This is a genomic window from Brenneria alni (genome assembly GCF_003666245.1).
Taxonomy (GTDB): domain Bacteria; phylum Pseudomonadota; class Gammaproteobacteria; order Enterobacterales; family Enterobacteriaceae; genus Brenneria; species Brenneria alni.
The window spans coordinates 1-18,581 of sequence record NZ_MJLZ01000024.1 but is presented as its reverse complement, the minus strand read 5'-3'; the positions used below and the strand labels follow the sequence as shown (position 1 = coordinate 18,581).

Below are 18,581 nucleotides of genomic sequence, written 5' to 3'. Positions count from 1 at the left end.
TATTGTTGCGCTGTTGCATAAACGCCGGTAATTGTCGGTTTTGTCGCACAGGCGACAAGCCTTACTCCTCCTCGAACCACCCACTTTCCTGCATCATGGCATCGAAACGGTTGCTGTCTTTTTTACGCAGGGATTTTTTGACCCGGCAGTCAGAGCACAAGGCTTGCGCATCAGCCAGCAGCATGGCGATCGGGGTGTTTATCTGCACATTGACCGCCCGTACCCCAATCCCCAGCAACTGCCTGAATGCCGTATCGCCGATGGCCGTGCAGTACAGGGTGAAACAGCCCTCCACCGCGCTGATACGGCTAATGAGTTTGTCTTCGCTATGTCCGTGAAACACTTTGAAATCAGCGACTTCCAGCAGTTGTACTTCATCACGGCGCACGCCATAAATTGCGATACGCGGCGAGGAGCCAAAATGCTGATCGACCACGCGCAAATCGACGCTGGCGAACGCGATGCGAATAATCCAGCTATCGGCAGAGGGGATCGCCAACTGGCGGGTTAAATGTCGCATGGCCGTATCTCCATGACGGATCCCTGCGTAACCGCAGACGGAAACGTCTGCTTCAGGGGAGAGTGATAAACCGGGAGTGGGTGATGCGCCTGACGCATGGCATTCGCCAGCTCAAACAAGGTATCGCGCATACCGCCATAACCCTGGCGCAGACGACGAAACTCACCGAGGCGATCGAACAGCGGAAAACCGATACGTACCAGCGGCAGATGGTATTTCTGCGCCAGTGACGCCGCGTGAGAGTTAGCGAACAGGATATCTACCATGTGACGTTGTAACTTATCATCGACATCCTCCAGATCGCCAATTTGTACTTCAGTTACCGGCAGTGAAGATAAACCGGGTTGGTTCGCCGGAGCGACCACGCATTCAGGCCGGATCCCCTGGCTGATGGCGAAATCCAGCCAGGCCGCTAGCAGATCGCCCTCTGCCGCAATCGCCAGCCGCTTGTCCTGCAACCAGATATGGGTATCAATCATGGCGTCCTGCAACTGACCGCGCTGACGTGCGATCCAGGCGGGCACCTCACGAGCGGATAGCTTATGCAGGTGATCAATCAATACGTCGCACTGATCTAACGTCATCAAATGCGGTAGCCAGAGTGATGGCGTATGGCTGCGTTGTTCCAGCAGACGTGCGGCCCGCTGTAGCGATACACCGATGGCGATGGTTGACGCGCTCTGCCCCATCTGTTCCAACATGCGTACTGGCGTTCCGCCCTGAGTCAAGGCGGAAAAATCTCCTTCTGCCAGATGACCGTCCAGCGACCCGGCAAGATCGGGCAGGATGATAGGTTGCAGGCCGAAAGCCTCGACATAGCTGCGGATCTGTTCATGGTCGCCGGGCGTCAGCATATGCCCCAGCAGCAGATTCACCCGTTTTTTGCGTATCACGCTGGCGGTCGGGGATGTTGGCACGCACTGTTCAATCACGCTTTCCAGCACGGTGGCATAACCGTTTTCCATCGATCCGTAAAAGTCCGGTGAACTGGCGGCGACCACCGTGACAGACTGATATTTAGGATAGATTTCTCTGAACTGGCGTAACGCAAAAGCCAGATCCGCCCCCTGCGCTTCCGACAGGCCGGTACTCAATACCACTATCACTTTCGGGTTATGGCGCTCACACAGTAATGACAAGGCGGCAAGTATGTTGTCGTTCGACCCCATAATGGTGGTGACCGGATCCATAGCCGTGGTTTGCAAGGGGATGGGATCGTGAAAATGCTGAATGAAAAACACCTTAGCAAAAGCACTGCACCCCTGTGCGCCATGAACCAGTGGAATACACCCTTCCAGCCCCATGCTGGCCAGAATTGCGCCCAGCGGTTGCCCGCTTTTAATCGGACTGGTCGCCAGCGGTTTTATCGATTTCAAAACCTGAGCCATTGAATTTCTCCTTCCTCAGATATGCCAGGGCGCCCGGCGATTTACCTGCGGCCAGATTGGGCTTTCTAGCGTCAGGCAAAGTTGACGGGCCAGTGCGACAATGCCCTGATAACCGGCAAAGGCATGTTCCCGTTCTTGATTGATATCCAGAAATGGCAGGCGAGCTTTGTAGGCGGTATACATGTTGCGCCCGCCGGCAATCATGATGTCGGCGTGGTAACGATAAGCGGTATCCAGCAGCAGACGGGCGTTGCCGTCCTCCAGCATGATGGCGTCATCCCCCATTAGTTCGCGGATCCGCGCTTTATCTTCTTCTGTGGATTTTTTGGTGCCGGTCGCCACTACCTCCAGGCCTAAATCCTGCAAAGCTGACACCACCGACCAGGATTTCACGCCGCCGGTGTACAGCAAGGCGCGTTTGCCCTTCAGGCGCTGACGATAAGGTTCCAATGCCAGATTGGCGGCCTGTTCCTGCTGTTCGATGAGTTTTTCGGTTCTTGCCTGCAAATCCTTATCGTTCAGCATACCGGCCAGCGTTCGCAGCGAACAGGACATCTCCCGCACGCCGTAGAAACTGCCTTCAAACCAGGGGGTGCCGTAGTGCAGTTCCAGATGACGGGCCACATTGATCAGCGCACGCGAACACACCAGCATATTGACTTCGGTGCGGTGCAGTGTCTGAAGTTCGGCGAAGCGGGCATCGCCGGAGAGGCTGCCCAGTACGCGAACCCCTAACTGATCCAGCAACGGCAGCACATGCCAGAATTCACCGGCAATGTTGTACTCGCCAATCAAACCAATGCTGTGCCCCTGCGCCGCCGGGATGGCGAAATCCGCCGGCCAGGGGGCGGGTTCGCGCTGCCCAATCACTTTTTTCGCCATAATGTCACCCGCAATGCGGTTGCCAAGATTCTTGCTGCCATAGAACCCGGCGGCATCAATGGCAATCACCGGAATATGATTGACCTGCTCCGCCGCCCGGCACACCGCCTCAATATCGTCCCCCTCCATAGCTGGTACGCAAGTGTTGTAAATAAACACCGCTGCCGGGTGGTAGCGCTCAACGATATGGCGCACGGCATGAAACAGACGCCGTTCGCCGTGCCCCATGATCACATCCTGCTCGCTCATATCGGTGGTAAAGCCCAGCCGGTTAATTTGCGGCCCTGAACTATGGCTGCCGCGGTTATCCCAGGAACTGCCGGCACAGCCAATCGGGCCGTGCACCAGATGGGCAACATCCGCAATCGGCAACAGGGTGATTTGTGCACCGTCAAACGCGCAGCCTCCCGCTGCTGTACCGGGTTTTGGCGCGCTACAGCCGGATTTGTGACCGCCATTATGATCGCAGGCAGGCTGATCCATTAACGCCACAATTTCACTCTTTCTCATGACTCGCCTCAGCACGGTTTATGTGACTCCATAAACCCTGCTGCAATTGGCGCGCCAGATATTAATTGATTGATTTATATTGAATTATCATTGTAGATTGTGCGACAAAAGCGACAATGGTTGTCGGTGGGGGGGATAAAAAAGGTTGCCTACCGCGCCAGTCAGCGCGGTATATGCCCGGCAATCATGTTTTGTCACTTTCACGGAGCATTTTTTGCCCAGCCTTTTCCGCCCATTCCTTCAGTTTATTTACTGAAGAAGGAGCCTGGTAGACAAAGCCTTTTCCATCCTTAACTGGCCTAAGCAGGCCTTTATCCTTCAGGCTGTTAAGTCTGGCGCGAGCAGTATTATCAGAAATGCCTAATCTATCCTTAATGTTTCCGGCACTAAGCAGCGATCCAGGCGCATTTAACGCAATGGCCATGATGTCCAACTCGCCTTTGGCCAGAAGAAGGTTGTTTTCAACAAACATCACCAAGCGGCGGCGTTCGTTGTGTAGGGTTTCTATTTGGGTTGCAAAGTCTCTTACCGCACGCAGGACGATATCGCACTGATAAGCGATAAAGTAGGTGAGATCCATGTCATCGATTTCAGTGTACAGATACGATATCCCATACTTTACTGGTGCCGCTTTCAAAAGTTTGCTGATAGAAATGTAGCGGAATGCGGTGTAGCCTTTCTTTATCATATGGTAATAGAAAAGCCCCCTGGCCGTCCTTCCGTTACCGTCATTGAAGGGATGAATGTAACCGATCGCGAAGTGCATAATGCAGGCAACAACAAGAGGATGGTGTTCATCTTCGTCCAACCTGATCACCAGTTCACATAAGTTGTCCAACATGCCAGCGATCAGATGAAACTCTGGCGGCGTGTGTACTATTTCGCCGTCGCGACCTCCCACATATACGTCATTATTATCCCGCAGCAAGCCGGGTTGGTATTTGTCATCGTTGATGTTTTGACATGCCAGCAGATGGATATCGAGGATGTCTGCGGTAGTGAGCGGGGTGTCGCCCATGCTGGCAATATGCGACATAAGACGCCAATTACCCATGATCATACTTTCATCTTCATTGCGCGGCGGGCGGGCGACCGCCAGAAGTTCCCTGGCGACACGCGACGTGGTGGCGGCGCCTTCCAGTTGACTCGAAGAAATCGCCTCTTCCATGATCAACTGTGATACCAGATATGTCGTTGCATCCTCTGGCAAGGGTTCCCCGTTATGACCAAAAGCGAATTTGTCGACCAGAGACATAGCTTTGGTAATCTGTGGTGTGAGATTGAACATTGCCGGTTGCCCGGCAAGCTCAATTATTTGGCCGGTGCTGGCACGTTTCATTTTTAGGGCTGCCCAAACCTCCAGGCGCAGGTCTTTATCGTGCAGACGTCTGGCAATCTCATCAAAATGAAGGTAGCGTTTGTCGTAGACCGTGTATTCTTTGAGGATGTCGATCATCCTTTCAGCCGTCAAAAAACTTTTGTCGATGTGAGGCGGTCTTAATAATTTCATCGCAAGAAATCTCAAAAATTAACTTTTTTGAGTTTAGTTGCGGTGAGTGAAAGATGCAATGGCGAGCAGTCTGAGGCTCTGTGCAGAGCCTCATTTTACCGGTTATAAACCGAACTGTCGCTGTTGCAGCGGATTGTCTTTCCCCAGCCGTTTCGCCAGCCAGGGCGGCATCTGCTCGGTAAGCATCTTTTGCAGAGCCTGTAATTGCTCGTCAATGGTGGTTGCCGTCGGCACCTTGATCGGATGGATATTATGCCGGATCACTTTGGCCGCCGCCGGCCCGCCAATCGACTCGCAAAACAGCAGGTGGCAATCAGTCAGCAGGCGCAACCTTCCTTCATTGCCGTCCTCCCCCTCCTGAGGTTGATAACGGCGTAATCCACTGAGAAACGGCCCTTGCTGATCCCAGGCGTAAATAAAAAACAGACGGCACTGACCAAAATGTCCGTTAACCGTCAGACCGTTGCTGGAAGCAAATGCCACCTGTAACTGCTGCCCTTGCCTGCGCGCAGACTGTTCGGTCAAATGAGGGGGAAGATTGCCGTGCAGGTAATCCATGATTTGCTGCCAGCGGGCAACGGTGAGTACGCTGTTATCAACGGGTAAATGGCGGGATAGTTCATCAAGCGACAGCGCGGACAGACGCTCCAGCGTCAGGGCCTCGTCGCAGGTGGTTTCCAGCCAGTTAATTAACGTTGCGGGTGCAATTTCCGGCAGCAGTTGCGCCAGCGCAAATAGCCGCCAGAAAAGTAAATCGTCCCGAGTCAGGCTCATGAGCATCTCCGGTATTTATCGTGATCAATCGTTCGCTTCACATTTTTTGGCACGTAAGGTGACGGGGAACGCGGGTTTTGCCGTTAACGGCGTGATAAACCAGTCTTGTCCCCCTTCCAGTTGGATCCGCCCGCCCCAGCAGTCGGGCTGGTCGAATTCCAGAAACGTGACTCTGGCTTCCAGATCTTTTTTGGCGATATAACAATGCATACCGTCAGCGCGCTGACGGAGAATGATGTTGGCCATACGTGCTCCCGTGGATCAAAAAAAACCGCGCTGCACCCAGGTACAGCGCGGCATACCGTTAGCGAACCAGGTCATAACCGTAATCGGTTTTACCCAGCGCCATCGTGTCGCTATCGAGTTTTTCCAGTATGGCGTTCACCAACGTGGTCAGCATCGTCATGGCGCCCTCATAACCCCAGGTGGTCGCCCGGTGCAAATGGTGGCGATCGAAAATCGGGAAACCAATACGGATCAGCGGAACTTCAAACTGATCGCCTTTGGCTTTGGTATCACGCTGAATAAACTTGCCGTAAGAGTTGCCAATCATAAAGTCCGGCTGGCGGGTGAACATCAGCGAGCGGAAATGCCACAGGTCGCAGTTGATAAACACTTCGCTGTCCTTGCCATAGGGTGACGACGCCAGCAGTTGATTCATTGCTTTCTGCCAGCGCTTGGAACCGTTGTGGCACAGGATCACCGCCGGTTCACAACCCAGCTCCATCAGGAAGCGGGTTAATCCCATCAGAAAGTCGGGGTCGCCATAAATGCCGAAACGTTTACCATGCAGCCAGGTATGGGAATCCAGCATCATATCGACCACCCGACCGCGCTCAAGCGCCAGTGCCTCTGGAATGGGCTTCCCGGTTAATTGGCTCACGGTCATCAAAAAGTCGTCGGTGCCTGCCAGCCCCATTGGAACCGCAACCTCGGTGGCAGGCTGCTCCCAGTCGTCCTTTACCACTTTTTTGGTTTTGACCAAATGCCAGGGTTGCAGCAACAGCGTATCGATGGCATTAGGCGCATCACGCATTTCGGCTTGCGAGGTGCCGCCTGAATACAGCCGATAGTGACCATCAGCCGGGGTATCCAATACCTCTGAGGGATCGGACAGCAGCGAACACGGCACATCCATTTGCGCCATCATGCGTTTCAGCACCCGAAAATTACCGAGGTAGGTTTCAAAGCCGGTGACCAGATTGATTTTGCCGTTGCTGCCGACCTGATATCCCTCAACGCCTTGCGTAAAGGTACGGGCAAAGCCTTCGAACATATTATCCCAGCCGGTAATGTGACTGCCGATAAAGCTGGGCGTATGGGCATACGGCACCGCAATGGCGTCGTCCACAAAGCCATCTTTTTTGGCATTACTGATAAAGGCCTGTAGATCATCACCGATAACCTCCGCCATGCAGGTGGTGGAAACGGCGATCACCTCCGGTTTATACAAAGCGCTGGCGTTCTGTAGTCCCTGGTTCATGTTGTTATTACCGCCGAACACGGCGGCATCTTCGGTCATCGAGTCGGAAACGCAGGCCACCGGCTCTTTAAAGTGACGGTTGAAATAAGTGCGGAAATAGGCGACGCATCCCTGGGAACCATGCACATAGGGCAGGGTTTTTTCAAACCCCAGCGAACAGAGCACCGCTCCCAAAGGCTGACAGGCTTTCGCCGGATCGACCGTCAGCGCTTCACGCTGAAAATTGAGCGTTTCGTATTCCGGGGTGGTGGTCCATGCAAAAACCTCCTGTACACGTTCCTTGCTATGTACTTCTTCCAATTCGCTTTTGCTGGCGAATAACGCCTGATATTCCGGTTGTTCAAACAGCGGATAACAGGCTTTTACTTTCTCGGTATTCTGGCTCATCGTATTCTCCTCCCGCGCCACAAATCGGTGAACTGACGGGACAAAAGGATCTTCAGGCCTCAGGCGGATTTCAGCCAGGGCGCCGTTAATTGCTTCCAGCAGGGGTTGTTCAGCGTCATGTCCATATCGCGGGCAAAGATGGCAAAACCGTCATAGCCGTGATAAGGGCCGGAGTAGTCCCAGGAGTGCATCTGTCGGAACGGCATCCCCAGCTTCTGGAACACGTATTTTTCCTTGATCCCCGATCCCACCAGATCCGGTTTCAGCCGCTTGACAAACTCTTCCAGCTCATAGGTGCTGAGATCGTCAAACAGCAGCGTTCCCCCCTTCAGATCGGGTATGGTGCGGTCATAGTCGTCGTTATGGGCAAACTCATACCCAGCCGCCATGATCTCCATACCGAGATCTTCATAAGCGCCGATAACATGACGCGGGCGTAATCCGCCGACGTACAGCAACACTTTTTTCCCTTCCAGCCGTGGCCGATATTTGGCGATCACCGCCTCCGTCTGCGCCTGATAGCGGGCAATCACCGCTTCGGCGTTGGCCTGAATGGCGCTGTCAAACTGGCTGGCGATTTTGCGTAGCGACGCTGCAATCTGCGTCGGCCCAAAGAAGTTGTACTCCATCCACGGAATGCCGTATTTCTCTTCCATATGGCGGGAGATGTAATTCATCGAACGGTAACAGTGCACCAAATTGAGCTTCACTTTGGGCGTGTTTTCCATTTCCGTCAGCGTGCCGTCGCCAGACCACTGGGCGACCACCCGCAACCCCATCTCTTCGAGCAAAATACGGGAAGACCAGGCGTCGCCGCCGATGTTGTAATCGCCGATAATGGCGACGTCATACGGCGTGGCGGCAAAGGGCTGATCGTCGCGGGTGGGCAATACCCAGTCGCGGATCACGTCATTGGCAATGTGATGCCCCAACGATTGCGATACCCCACGAAATCCTTCGCAGCGCACCGGGACTACCGGCTTGCCGATCGCATCTTTAGCGTCCCTCGCTACCGCTTCGATATCGTCGCCAATCAGCCCGACCGGGCATTCCGACTGGATGCTGATCCCTTTGGTCAGCGGAAATAGCAGCTCAAGCTCATCAATCAGCTTGCGCAGCTTTTTATCGCCACCGAAAACGATGTCTTTTTCCTGAAAATCCGAGGTGAAATTCACCGTGCCAAAGCTGTCGATACCGCTCATCCCGGTGTAATAATTACGCCGCCCGGCGCGGGAATATTGACCGCAGCCAATCGGCCCGTGCGAGATGTGCGCCATGTCTTTGATCGGCCCGAAAACCACCCCTTTCGAACCCGCATAGGCGCAACCGCGCACCGTCATCACGCCCGGTTGGGATTTGCGGTTGGAAATAATGCATTTACCGACCGACTCCATCCCCGGCTCAACGGTCATGATGTGTTTGGCGCGCTCTTTGCGGGTTTTATCGGGAAAGACCTCAAGCACTTCCTGAATCAGCGCCTGATTCTGCTGTATAAGGGTGTCTGTCATGTGATGATCCTCAGGCGGACTGCGCCTCTTCTGCCGCGGTTTTACCGATAATGGCTTCGTCTTCTTCATCCAGAATGCCGAATTCCATCAACAAGGCTTCCAGCTCATCCATAGTGACCGGCGTCGGGACAACCATCTTGGTGTTGTTGACTATCTTGCTGGCCAGCGTGCGATATTCATCGGCCTGTTTGCAGGTCGGATCGTATTCAATCACCGTCATACGGCGAATTTCGGCACGTTGTACGATGTTATCGCGGGGTACGAAGTGAATCATCTGCGTGCCAAGTTTGTCGGCCAGCGCAATGATCAGTTCATCTTCACGGTCGGTCTGACGGGAATTACAAATCAACCCGCCCAGACGTACCTTGCCGGACTTGGCGTATTTCACAATCCCTTTGCAGATATTGTTGGCCGCGTACATCGCCATCATTTCGCCGGAGCAGACGATGTAGATCTCCTGGGCCTTGTTTTCACGAATCGGCATGGCGAACCCGCCGCATACCACGTCACCCAGTACGTCGTAGAACACAAAATCCAGATCGTCCTCATACGCCCCCTCTTCTTCAAGAAAGTTGATGGCGGTAATGACTCCTCGCCCGGCACAACCAACGCCTGGCTCCGGGCCGCCGGATTCGGCACAGCGCACGCCGCCATAGCCAATCTGCAATACGTCTTCCAGCTCCAGATCTTCCACAGATCCCACTTCGGCGGCCATTTCCATAATGGTGTTTTGCGCCTTGGCATGAAGGATTAAACGTGTTGAGTCGGCTTTTGGATCGCAGCCGATAATCATTACTTTCTTACCCAGTTCGGCGAGCGCCGCCACCAGATTTTGCGTGGTGGTGGACTTACCAATCCCGCCTTTGCCATAAATCGCACACTGACGTATTGCCATGGTGTATTCCTCTTTCACAGTGAATGTCCCTGTTTATATTGCAGGGGACATACCAGCCGCATAAAATAGGTTAACTAAATGAAAAATAACCATAAATTACATTAAAATTTCAACATGCCACGGGGGATTAGGTACAATAACGTGACTAATTGTTGTAAAGAAGACAAAGGCGACAGGGGATATTCAGGCATATAAGAGGTGAAACGTGGTCATGATAATCCGCTATGAAATATAACCAGACGGTATTTATCTTAGAACCGCCCTTCAACTACCTTTGATTTTATTCATCATAAAATGGCTTTTCGAGATGGCTGAAAATATCCACTGTCGTGATGCTCTGCTCGACCAACAACTCATTACCTGGCGACGCGAGTTGCATCAATACCCGGAACTTTCCAATCAGGAACACCAAACCACCCTCAAGATTACCCAGTGGTTAAAACAGAGAAACATTCGCTTACTGCCGTTGGCGTTAACCTCCGGCGTTGTCGCTGAACTGGGTAACGGCCCCGGGCCGATCGTCGCGCTGCGCGCTGATATTGACGCTCTGCCCATCGACGAACTGACTGATGTCGGATTCCGCTCTCAGCATTCGGGGGTGATGCACGCCTGTGGTCATGATTTTCACGCGGCGGTTATGCTGGGAGCCGCCTGCTTATTGAAAAAATGCGAACAGAAGCTGCCGGGCAAAGTCCGTATACTTTTTCAACCGGCAGAGGAGGTGTCTACCGGCGCACAGCAGCTTATTCAGGCTGGCGCGTTAAATGACATATCCGCCATTTTCGGCTTACATAATGCCCCTGAATTACCGGCGGGTACTTTTGCCACCCGTAGCGGCGCGTTTTATGCCAATGTTGACCGGTTCACTATCAGCATAACGGGTAAAGGCGCCCATGCCGCCAAACCCGAAGAGGGCATCGACAGTATTGTTACTGCCTGCAATATCGTTAATGCCTTGCAAACCTTACCCAGCCGCAGTTTTAGCTCGCTTGAATCACTGGTTATCAGCATTACCCGGATTCAGGGCGGGAATACCTGGAATGTGCTGCCGCAAACGGTAGAACTGGAAGGTACGGTGCGCACCTACAATACCCGGATTCGGGAACAGATCCCCGCACGTATTGAGCAGTTGATTAATGGTATTACCCTCGCCCTGGGGGCAAAAGCGCAGTTGGACTGGCAGCCGGGGCCGCCCTCCGTGGTTAATACACCCTACTGGGCTGATTTCAGTAAGAAAATCGCCCAGGATGCGGGTTACCAGGTAGAAAACGCCGAATTACAAATGAGTGGTGAAGACTTTGCGCTTTATCTTCAGCAGGTGCCGGGAACCTTTGTCAGCATTGGTTCGAATAGCGAGTTCGGGCTGCATCATCCACAATTCAACCCGGACGAAAGCGCGATCCCTCCCGCTGCCCGTTATTTTGCACAACTGGCTGAAGCGGCATTACACCAACAGGAAGCGCTGAATAATGCCTCTCACCCCACCGCACAGCATAACGATCGGCGCAGCAAAAATATCTCTGTATAATGCTGGAGTCTTATACTATCCGGCGTGAAGCATCATCATGAAAAGAAAACGTATCCTGATTCCTTTGATTATACTGGTGTTGTTTATCCTCTATCTCAACCGTGATGCGCTTAATCCTTTTGCGCCCGACTGCAAAAATATTCCGGCTGGCACGCCCAAACCCGAGCAATGCAAGGTGAAAGTGGTGGCGCCGGGGTTTGAGATTTAAAGGAGCTAACGATGTCATCGACTATTGGATCAGCATCTCTTGATGGAAACCTGCCCACCCGCGTAAATACCGTAATTGATCAAGCTATTGCCGAACAACGCATTGTCGGCGCCGTGGTTATTGTTCGCCATTAGGGTAACCGCGTATATCAGGGGGCTGCCGGTCTGGCTGACCGGGAAACCGGACGGCCAATGACAGAAAACGCGCTGTTCCGCCTGTCATCCATCAGCAAACCGATTGTCGCTACGGCGGCGATGGTGTTGATAGCACAAGGCAAACTTGGGCTTGATGAATTTTCAAAACTGATGTTTACGGTCAGCGGTATCTGCTTTTTACGGGTTAAATTCACGATGGAATAACCCGGCTTGCTTCCTGGAAGAATTTCAATGCTCACCTGTTGCGTTGGCATCCGGTTGAGCTGTTCCATTCCCTGTTCAATATCCCGGAGATTTAGAATTTCACCTTCCATACCGGGAAATACGTGACGTAAAACCTGCTCTGATTGATTATTAACATTAATGTATTCCAGTCGACCTTCCAGAATGTCGATCTGTAATATCCCAGTGGATAAATCCTGCTCACTAATAAAAGCCCGACTGGTGATATACCACAGTCTAATTATCGAGAGTGTTTAAAATCTTTACCCAATCATTTTACGTTGTAATCACTGCTTTCCACATAGCGTTCTTGATGCATCATATTGTATATTGAACATTCCGGGCGGCGCTGACGCCCTTCTTCCGGGGGAATGCGTGAACTATCCTATTGGTCAAATCAACCACAGCTATCTTGGCCCCAGTGTTTATGCCATGCTGCGAGAAGCATTAATTGTCGGTCGGCTAAAGCCGGATGACCGCCTGCGTATCCGGGAACTTGCCGCGCAGGTCGGCACCAGCGTAACGCCGGTACGGGATGCCATCTTGCAGTTAGCGAAGGAACAGGCTCTGGTGTTAAAAACACCACGCGATATTCGCGTGCCGCAATTAACCACAGAACAATTTATCGAAATCCGCACCCTGCGGCTTTCGCTGGAAGGAACCGGAGCGGAACACGCCGCCAGATTGATTACCCCCAAAGATCTCCAGTGCATTGAAAACAATATCCAGCGCAACCGGCAGGCGATTAAGGAAAAAAACCTCAGCGCAGCCTTGCAGCTCAATAGCGAATTCCACTTATTGTTGGCGCAGGCGGCGCAGATGCCGCTGCTGACGCAGTTTATCGGCAGCCTGTGGATGCGCACCGGGCCATTGATTGCGCAGGCTTATGCACATTTTTCGCTGCAAATGGCCATTGAGCACCATCAGGAAGTGGTGGCCGCGTTGCGCCAGCGCGATGGTCAGGCCGCCAAGCAATCCATTCAGCGCGATATTCTGGATAGCAGCGAAACCATGCTGGCGTTTATTGCCGTTGAACAGCAGGATTAACCTTCCCGCCGGTAAAAAAGCAGGATACCCAACCCCGCTACGGGACGAAGTATCCCTCATATAAAAGAACAGAAAAGTGAACCCGTCATGACACAGGTTCATCCCTCTGCCACATTATTCAGGTAATAGGCTTCACCTTGCCGCATTTCACTTATCATAAAATCAAGAAACATCTGCAACGGTTCTGCATGTTGTTTGCCGGCTAATGTTTGTATCTGCAACGAACGTTGGTCAAGCTGTTTAATACTCAACGGCTTAAGGCACACGGGTTCCTGTAAATATTTATACATAACAGAATAGAAACTACAGGCGGCCACAGCCAGCGGGGTATTCAGAGCATAATAATAGAGCGTGGTAAAATTATTACAGCACAGCGTAGGTTCCAGAAAGGTTCCACTCATACGGCAAGAAAGATCGAACAGTTGTCGCAGTGTGGTGGAAGGTTCTGGTAACGCGAGCGGAAAATCATGTAAATCTGACAGTTGAATCTGTTTCCCCGCCAGTGGATGCTGATCGGACATTAACAACATTAGCGGAGCAGGCAGCGATACCCTAACATCAACCCCCTGCTCCGGCGCCAACGCAAATTGCAATGCAATGTCCACCTCACCGTTGCGGATCATCTGGGAAACCTGCATTGCTGAACCCACTTTAAGATAAAATGTTGTATCTGCGTTGTACTGCCGAAAGCGGGAAAAGAGCGTCGGCAGTAGATCAAATGCCATGCCTTCAGTACAACCAATCCTCAACAGTGTACGACAGCTTTCTTTCAACCCCTGGATTTCCGCCACCGCCAAATCCATATCCATCACGCTTTTACGCACATGGTTTTCCAGAATTCGTCCAGCGTCATTAAGCACCATACCGCGGGCATGACGTTCAAACAGCGGTACGCCAATGCGCTCTTCCAATCGCTGAATTTGACGACTGATGGCCGAAACCGCCACAAAAAGATGCTCGCTGGCGGCGCTAAGGGAACCGGTAGTCGCCACAACCAGAAAATAACGGATTTCGGAACTGTGCAGCTTGATAATGATTAGTCCTACGCAAGAAAGGGTATAAGGTTTATATTAAAAGCAAAGCTTGGTTGCAAATTTTATTATTGCTGCAATGCTTATCCTTCCTTTATATATCCGTTATTTCTGCTCGTTATCCGGTAAGGAACGTCATGACCCGTGCAGATATTATCCAAAGTGCCTGTGACCGTTTTGATTGCGGCGATTTTAAACATATTCTGGCCCGCCGTATCGCCTGTCGCAGTGAAAGTCAAAACCCGGACAGACACGCCATACTGCGCACCTATCTGGAAGACGAGATCCGCCCCCCGCTGGAGTCCATGGGGTTTACCATCACATTGCTTGAACACCCGGCTTACCGCCATGTTCCCTTTCTGATTGCCGAACGAATCGAGCATCCCGATTTACCGACCTTGTTGTCATACGGACATGGCGATGTGGTGTTTGGCGATAAGGAGAAGTGGCGTGAAGGCTTGTATCCCTGGGTGCTGGCGGAAGAAGGTGACCGCTGGTATGGCCGTGGCAGCGCTGACAATAAAGGCCAGCACACGATCAACCTGATGGCGCTTGAGCAGGTTTATCAGGCCCGTGGTCATCAATTGGGATTCAACTGTAAGCTGTTGTTTGAAATGGGCGAAGAGATTGGTTCGCCAGGGTTGGCCGATATCTGTCAGCACTACAAACAGCAACTTGCCGCTGATATTTTCATTGCTTCTGATGGCCCCCGTCTTAATGCCGAACGACCCACATTATTTCTCGGTTCACGAGGTTGCGTTAATTTCCGCTTGAGTATTCATGCCCGTAAACAGGCTTACCATTCAGGAAACTGGGGTGGTCTGTTAAGTAATCCTGGCACACAATTGGCGAACGCGATCGCCAGCCTGGTAGATGGGCAGGGACGAATACGCATCGAAACCCTGTTGCCGCCGCCGCTGACGCCATCAATACAGCGTATTCTCAGTTCTGTCGCCCCAGGGGGGAATGCTGACGATCCTGAAATCGATATCGGCTGGGGAGCCGAAGGGTTCACACCCGCCGAGCGTTTATTTGGCTGGAATACATTGGAAGTCCTCTCTTTTATTACCGGCAACCCTGACAAACCGGTCAATGCTATTCCTGCCGAGGCAACAGCCATTTGCCAACTGCGTTTTGTAGTGGAGACCGACTGGCAACAGTTGGCCTATCATGTTCGCCAGCATTTGGATAAGCAAGGCTTCAGTAACGTGGAAATTGAGATACTTAATGCTTCTCCTGCCACCCGCTTCGATCCAGAAGATCCGCTGGTGACCTGGGCGCTGGAACTGATGCAGGATATCACCGGCAAGCCGCCGGCGTTGTTACCCAACCTGGGTGGCTCATTACCCAATACCGTTTTTGCCGATATTCTTGGCTTGCCCACATTGTGGATCCCGCACTCTTATCCTGCTTGTGGGCAACATGCGGTTAATGAACACCTGCTGAAGTCCGTAGCGCGTGAAGGATTGGCCATCATGACCGGTCTATTTTGGGAATTGGGGGAAAGGAGGTAACAAGGGTATGAAAATGAACACAGCCTACTAAGCGACGCGATATCATGCGTGAGGCCAGAGGATAGAAATATCTGGCCTCGTCACATCTTTATCGGTTTACTTTGCCTGTGCGGCTTTCATCCATTCAGGTTTTTGAAATGCATGAAACATGGAATCTTGGTTATCAAAGAACGCGGCAAACTGTGGTGATTGCACCGCGGCTTTCAGGTCATTGGCAAAGGGCTTATCGGCATCCTCCGCACGCACTACAATCATATTTTTTAAATCTTCCGGCAAAACATCCAACTGGATCGCATCAGACAGATTCAGCCCGGCAGCGATAGCAAAGTTAGCGTTGATCAACGAACCGCTCACACCACCCAATGCCCGTGGCAACTGCGCCGCTTCCAGGGGTTTGAATACCAGCCCTTTAGGATTTTCGGTAATATCCCGCAGTGACGCCTTAGTCGGGGTAATTCCCGGATTGATCTTAATCAGTCCATATTTTTGCAAAAAATCCAGCGATCGGGCCAGATTGGAGGGATCGTTAGGCAGGGTAATCACATCCCCCTCTTTCAGTTCATTCAGCGAGCTTACTTTATTGGAATAAAAACCCATACTGGCAGTCGGTACGGTAATTATCTCGGCAAGTTTCAATCCCTTATCCGCACTAAATCTGTCCAGATAGCGGCGGTTTTGAAACAGGTTGGCATCAATGCTTTTATTCGACAGCGCCAGATTAGGCTGGATATAGTCACTGAACTCCCGCACCTTAACCTCATACCCTTTCTTCAACAACTCTGGTTTAATCGCTTTCGTCACCATATCGCCATAAGGCCCAGGCGAAACGCCAATGGTAATTTCTTTCGTTTGTTCCGCCGCCAAAGTCTGCGATATTCCCAGCACCAGCAATAATGGAATGATTTTTCTTAATATCATCATGGCGTTCCTATCTATCCTATTTATACTCGTCATACTTCAATTAGAGTTTATGTGGTGTTTTATTGTTAGTTTGGAACCGTGTACCTTATGTTTTTCCCTGGGGTTTGAATAATTCGTTTTGCTTAAAATGAAAATGTTTCCTGTCCGTAACAATACTTTTCATACAGTATGGGATTGATATCGAATCCAATACCGGGTTTATTCGGCACTTCTACGCAACTGTCTCTATCTATTTTCACCAAGGGCAACATAAAATCCTCATGCCAGTAGCGGGAAGAAGGTGGAATATCATGAGCGTAGACAAAATTTGGCAATGTAGAAACGGCAATATTGTGCGCTTTTCCTACCGCCGTATCTAACATACCGCCGCACCACACCGGAATACCATGTTCCTGGCAATAATCATGAATCAGCCGGGTTTCAGTGATGCCGCCGACACGGGCAACCTTGATATTGATAATTCTGGCACTGCCAAGTTCAATCGCTTTGCGAGCATCTTCAACTGAAGCAATACTCTCATCCAGGCAAATTGGGGTGGTAATGGCCGCCTGAAGTTTGCGGTGATCGACGATATCGTCATGTGCCAACGGTTGTTCAATCATAAGAAGATTGAATTTATCGATACGTTTAAAGAAATCGATATCATCCAGCGTATAGGCTGAATTGGCATCTGCCATCAGCGTGATATCACCAAATGCCTGACGGAGTGCCAGGATATAATCGTAATCCTGACCGGGCTTTATTTTTATCTTTATCCGCTTATAACCCTCACGGAGAAAGCCATCGACGACATTAACCAATTTATCCGGCGTTTCCTGAATACCAATACTGACGCCTGCCTCAATTTTACTTCTTTTACCACCAATTGCCTGGTGCAACGGAATGCCTTTAATTTTGGCATAGACATCCCATATTCCACCTTCAATTGCTGCCTTGGCACAATTATTTCGCTTAACCGGTGAAAAAATATCTCTCACCTGTGAAGGATGCTGAATATCTCCGGCCTGCTTAATCATGGGAATAAGAAAATCGCGCATAATGTGCCAGGCAGTCACATTGGTTTCTTCGTTATAAAATGGCAGAGAGATGGCAGAACAGTCGCCGTACCCAACCTGCCCTTCGGAATACACTTCAGCAATAGCGAAATATTTTTCCGTCTGAGTGGCAAAGCTGGTCGTAAATGGCGTTTTCAACGCCATTTTCATTTTCCGCAACACAATTTTATCGATTTTCATGACATATTCCTGCTGCTGCCCTGAATGTGGCGATATATCCGCATTAATGGCGCTGATAATCGTGCTGAAAAAGTTTATTTAATTGCCTTATTATCTGCTCTGCTCTTAGCTAAAAAAACACTTAAATATTTTTATAAATCAATTAATAAAAGATACTGACCATTCAAATTAAATAGAAATAAGCATTGCGTCAATGATAAAAAAAGCAAATTACCTTTCCATTTTTTAGCAATGGCCAGGTGCCTTTTGCTTCTTTCACCGTCCACTCTTTATCCCCAGTGACGACAATTTCAACACATCATTCAGCGTGTTCAAAAACAGGTCGGCGTGTTCTTCCTGGAACACCAGCGGCGGACGGATTTTGAGAATATTGGCAGACGGGCCGGTGGCGCTGATCAAAACACCACGCTGGCGCATCTCATTTACCACCTTTGCCGCCGACTCGCTGGCGGGCGCTTTATTCTGACGTTCAGTGACCAGTTCCACCCCAATAAACAGACCGTAAGCACGAATATCGCCTATCAACGGAAATTCCTGCGCCAGTTGATCCAATCCCTGATGCAGATAGCGCCCAACCCGCCGTGCATTTTCCTGTAATTTTTCTTCCCGGATAACCCGCAGTACCGCATGTGCAGCCTGACAGGAAACCGGGTTACCACCAAAGGTATTGAAATAGCGCACGTCGTGGCCGAAAGCATCAAACAGCGCGGAACGCCCTACCAGACCGGCGATCGGATGACCATTTCCCATCGGTTTACCGAGGCTGACCAAATCCGGCACCACGCCGTGGCGGACAAATCCCCACAAGGTTTCCCCGGTACGGCCAAACCCTGGCTGGACTTCATCGGCAATGACCCCCCCCC

At 51.3% G+C, this 18,581-nt stretch carries 17 protein-coding genes and 2 pseudogenes; 5 read left to right on the top strand and 14 right to left on the bottom strand.

What is annotated here, in order from left to right; genetic code table 11:
* Positions 1-61 precede the first annotated feature (61 nt).
* The 9 genes from BIY29_RS11725 to nifH all read right to left on the bottom strand — a co-directional run bounded on the left by BIY29_RS11725 (position 62) and on the right by nifH (position 9,857).
* Positions 62-520: a NifB/NifX family molybdenum-iron cluster-binding protein gene (locus BIY29_RS11725; RefSeq protein WP_121575305.1), complete on the bottom strand. Its 459-nt coding sequence runs from the start codon at positions 518-520 to the stop codon at positions 62-64.
* Positions 508-1,908, bottom strand: coding sequence for a nitrogenase iron-molybdenum cofactor biosynthesis protein NifN (gene nifN, locus BIY29_RS11720; RefSeq protein ID WP_121575304.1), 1,401 nt, complete (start codon positions 1,906-1,908; stop codon positions 508-510). Before nifN ends, BIY29_RS11725 begins: the two co-directional genes overlap by 13 nt.
* 15 nt (positions 1,909-1,923) lie before the next feature.
* The gene (gene nifE / locus BIY29_RS11715; RefSeq protein ID WP_121575303.1) at positions 1,924-3,300 is read right to left on the bottom strand and encodes a nitrogenase iron-molybdenum cofactor biosynthesis protein NifE; all 1,377 of its coding nucleotides are present in this window, start codon (positions 3,298-3,300) and stop codon (positions 1,924-1,926) included.
* A gap of 184 nt (positions 3,301-3,484) precedes the next feature.
* The gene (locus BIY29_RS11710; RefSeq protein WP_121575302.1) at positions 3,485-4,810 is read right to left on the bottom strand and encodes a Fic family protein; all 1,326 of its coding nucleotides are present in this window, start codon (positions 4,808-4,810) and stop codon (positions 3,485-3,487) included.
* Positions 4,811-4,912: 102 nt separating this feature from the next.
* Positions 4,913-5,578: a NifB/NifX family molybdenum-iron cluster-binding protein gene (locus BIY29_RS11705; protein ID WP_170158927.1), complete on the bottom strand. Its 666-nt coding sequence runs from the start codon at positions 5,576-5,578 to the stop codon at positions 4,913-4,915.
* Positions 5,579-5,608: 30 nt separating this feature from the next.
* Positions 5,609-5,830, bottom strand: coding sequence for a putative nitrogen fixation protein NifT (nifT, locus tag BIY29_RS11700; RefSeq protein ID WP_121575300.1), 222 nt, complete (start codon positions 5,828-5,830; stop codon positions 5,609-5,611).
* A gap of 58 nt (positions 5,831-5,888) precedes the next feature.
* Positions 5,889-7,454, bottom strand: coding sequence for a nitrogenase molybdenum-iron protein subunit beta (nifK, locus tag BIY29_RS11695; RefSeq protein ID WP_121575299.1), 1,566 nt, complete (start codon positions 7,452-7,454; stop codon positions 5,889-5,891).
* A 59-nt stretch (positions 7,455-7,513) separates the two neighbouring features.
* The gene (gene nifD / locus BIY29_RS11690) at positions 7,514-8,962 is read right to left on the bottom strand and encodes a nitrogenase molybdenum-iron protein alpha chain (RefSeq protein ID WP_121575298.1); all 1,449 of its coding nucleotides are present in this window, start codon (positions 8,960-8,962) and stop codon (positions 7,514-7,516) included.
* A gap of 10 nt (positions 8,963-8,972) precedes the next feature.
* On the bottom strand, positions 8,973-9,857 hold the full coding sequence (nifH, locus tag BIY29_RS11685; protein ID WP_121575297.1) for a nitrogenase iron protein: 885 nt from the start codon (positions 9,855-9,857) through the stop codon (positions 8,973-8,975).
* Between the two features lie 307 nt (positions 9,858-10,164).
* Between nifH and BIY29_RS11680 the strand changes: the two genes are divergently transcribed.
* From BIY29_RS11680 to BIY29_RS11675, 3 genes and pseudogenes are all read left to right on the top strand, one after another.
* The gene (locus BIY29_RS11680) at positions 10,165-11,385 is read left to right on the top strand and encodes a M20 peptidase aminoacylase family protein (protein ID WP_121575296.1); all 1,221 of its coding nucleotides are present in this window, start codon (positions 10,165-10,167) and stop codon (positions 11,383-11,385) included.
* Positions 11,386-11,422: 37 nt separating this feature from the next.
* Entirely contained in the window at positions 11,423-11,593 is a 171-nt protein-coding gene (locus tag BIY29_RS20225) for a hypothetical protein (protein ID WP_170158925.1), read from the top strand.
* 11 nt (positions 11,594-11,604) lie between these two features.
* Positions 11,605-11,883 (top strand): annotated as a pseudogene (locus BIY29_RS11675) (serine hydrolase domain-containing protein); the annotation flags it as partial.
* Here BIY29_RS11675 and BIY29_RS11670 read toward each other — a convergent pair.
* Positions 11,871-12,200: pseudogene (locus BIY29_RS11670) on the bottom strand (POTRA domain-containing protein); the annotation flags it as partial. The pseudogenes BIY29_RS11675 and BIY29_RS11670 sit on opposite strands and share 13 nt — an antisense overlap.
* 145 nt (positions 12,201-12,345) lie before the next feature.
* On the opposite strand from BIY29_RS11670, the gene BIY29_RS11665 reads away from it, so the two are divergent.
* Complete coding sequence (locus BIY29_RS11665; RefSeq protein WP_121575295.1) at positions 12,346-13,017, top strand: GntR family transcriptional regulator; 672 nt, start codon at positions 12,346-12,348, stop codon at positions 13,015-13,017.
* A gap of 98 nt (positions 13,018-13,115) precedes the next feature.
* On the opposite strand, the gene BIY29_RS11660 is transcribed toward BIY29_RS11665, so the two are convergent.
* Positions 13,116-14,042 carry a LysR family transcriptional regulator gene (locus tag BIY29_RS11660; protein WP_121575294.1) on the bottom strand — a complete coding sequence of 309 codons (927 nt, stop codon included), beginning with the start codon at positions 14,040-14,042 and terminating at the stop codon, positions 13,116-13,118.
* 143 nt (positions 14,043-14,185) lie between these two features.
* Here BIY29_RS11660 and BIY29_RS11655 point away from each other — a divergent pair, with 143 nt between their 5' ends.
* Positions 14,186-15,562: a M20 family metallopeptidase gene (locus BIY29_RS11655; protein ID WP_121575293.1), complete on the top strand. Its 1,377-nt coding sequence runs from the start codon at positions 14,186-14,188 to the stop codon at positions 15,560-15,562.
* Between the two features lie 96 nt (positions 15,563-15,658).
* Here the strand turns inward: BIY29_RS11655 and BIY29_RS11650 are convergent, their stop codons facing one another.
* The 3 genes from BIY29_RS11650 to BIY29_RS11640 all read right to left on the bottom strand — a co-directional run.
* Positions 15,659-16,480 (bottom strand): MetQ/NlpA family ABC transporter substrate-binding protein, encoded by an 822-nt coding sequence (locus BIY29_RS11650; protein WP_121575292.1) that lies wholly within the window; start codon positions 16,478-16,480, stop codon positions 15,659-15,661.
* A 125-nt stretch (positions 16,481-16,605) separates the two neighbouring features.
* A complete protein-coding gene (gene menC / locus BIY29_RS11645; protein ID WP_121575291.1) occupies positions 16,606-17,718 on the bottom strand; it encodes an o-succinylbenzoate synthase in 1,113 nt (370 codons plus the stop codon).
* Between the two features lie 255 nt (positions 17,719-17,973).
* Positions 17,974-18,581, bottom strand: a 608-nt coding sequence (locus tag BIY29_RS11640; protein ID WP_121575290.1) for an aminotransferase class III-fold pyridoxal phosphate-dependent enzyme, incomplete at its 5' end; no start/stop codon positions are given.

Excerpts from the sequence above, each read along its gene's own strand:
- BIY29_RS11725 (WP_121575305.1), bottom strand. The coding sequence starts at position 520 with ATGCGACATTTAACCCGCCAGTTGGCGATCCCCTCTGCCGATAGCTGG.
- nifN (WP_121575304.1), bottom strand. The coding sequence starts at position 1,908 with ATGGCTCAGGTTTTGAAATCGATAAAACCGCTGGCGACCAGTCCGATT.
- nifE (WP_121575303.1), bottom strand. The coding sequence starts at position 3,300 with ATGAGAAAGAGTGAAATTGTGGCGTTAATGGATCAGCCTGCCTGCGAT.
- BIY29_RS11710 (WP_121575302.1), bottom strand. The coding sequence starts at position 4,810 with ATGAAATTATTAAGACCGCCTCACATCGACAAAAGTTTTTTGACGGCT.
- nifT (WP_121575300.1), bottom strand. The coding sequence starts at position 5,830 with ATGGCCAACATCATTCTCCGTCAGCGCGCTGACGGTATGCATTGTTAT.
- nifK (WP_121575299.1), bottom strand. The coding sequence starts at position 7,454 with ATGAGCCAGAATACCGAGAAAGTAAAAGCCTGTTATCCGCTGTTTGAA.
- nifD (WP_121575298.1), bottom strand. The coding sequence starts at position 8,962 with ATGACAGACACCCTTATACAGCAGAATCAGGCGCTGATTCAGGAAGTG.
- nifH (WP_121575297.1), bottom strand. The coding sequence starts at position 9,857 with ATGGCAATACGTCAGTGTGCGATTTATGGCAAAGGCGGGATTGGTAAG.
- BIY29_RS11680 (WP_121575296.1), top strand. The coding sequence starts at position 10,165 with ATGGCTGAAAATATCCACTGTCGTGATGCTCTGCTCGACCAACAACTC.
- BIY29_RS20225 (WP_170158925.1), top strand. The coding sequence starts at position 11,423 with ATGAAAAGAAAACGTATCCTGATTCCTTTGATTATACTGGTGTTGTTT.
- BIY29_RS11655 (WP_121575293.1), top strand. The coding sequence starts at position 14,186 with ATGACCCGTGCAGATATTATCCAAAGTGCCTGTGACCGTTTTGATTGC.
- BIY29_RS11650 (WP_121575292.1), bottom strand. The coding sequence starts at position 16,480 with ATGATATTAAGAAAAATCATTCCATTATTGCTGGTGCTGGGAATATCG.
- menC (WP_121575291.1), bottom strand. The coding sequence starts at position 17,718 with ATGAAAATCGATAAAATTGTGTTGCGGAAAATGAAAATGGCGTTGAAA.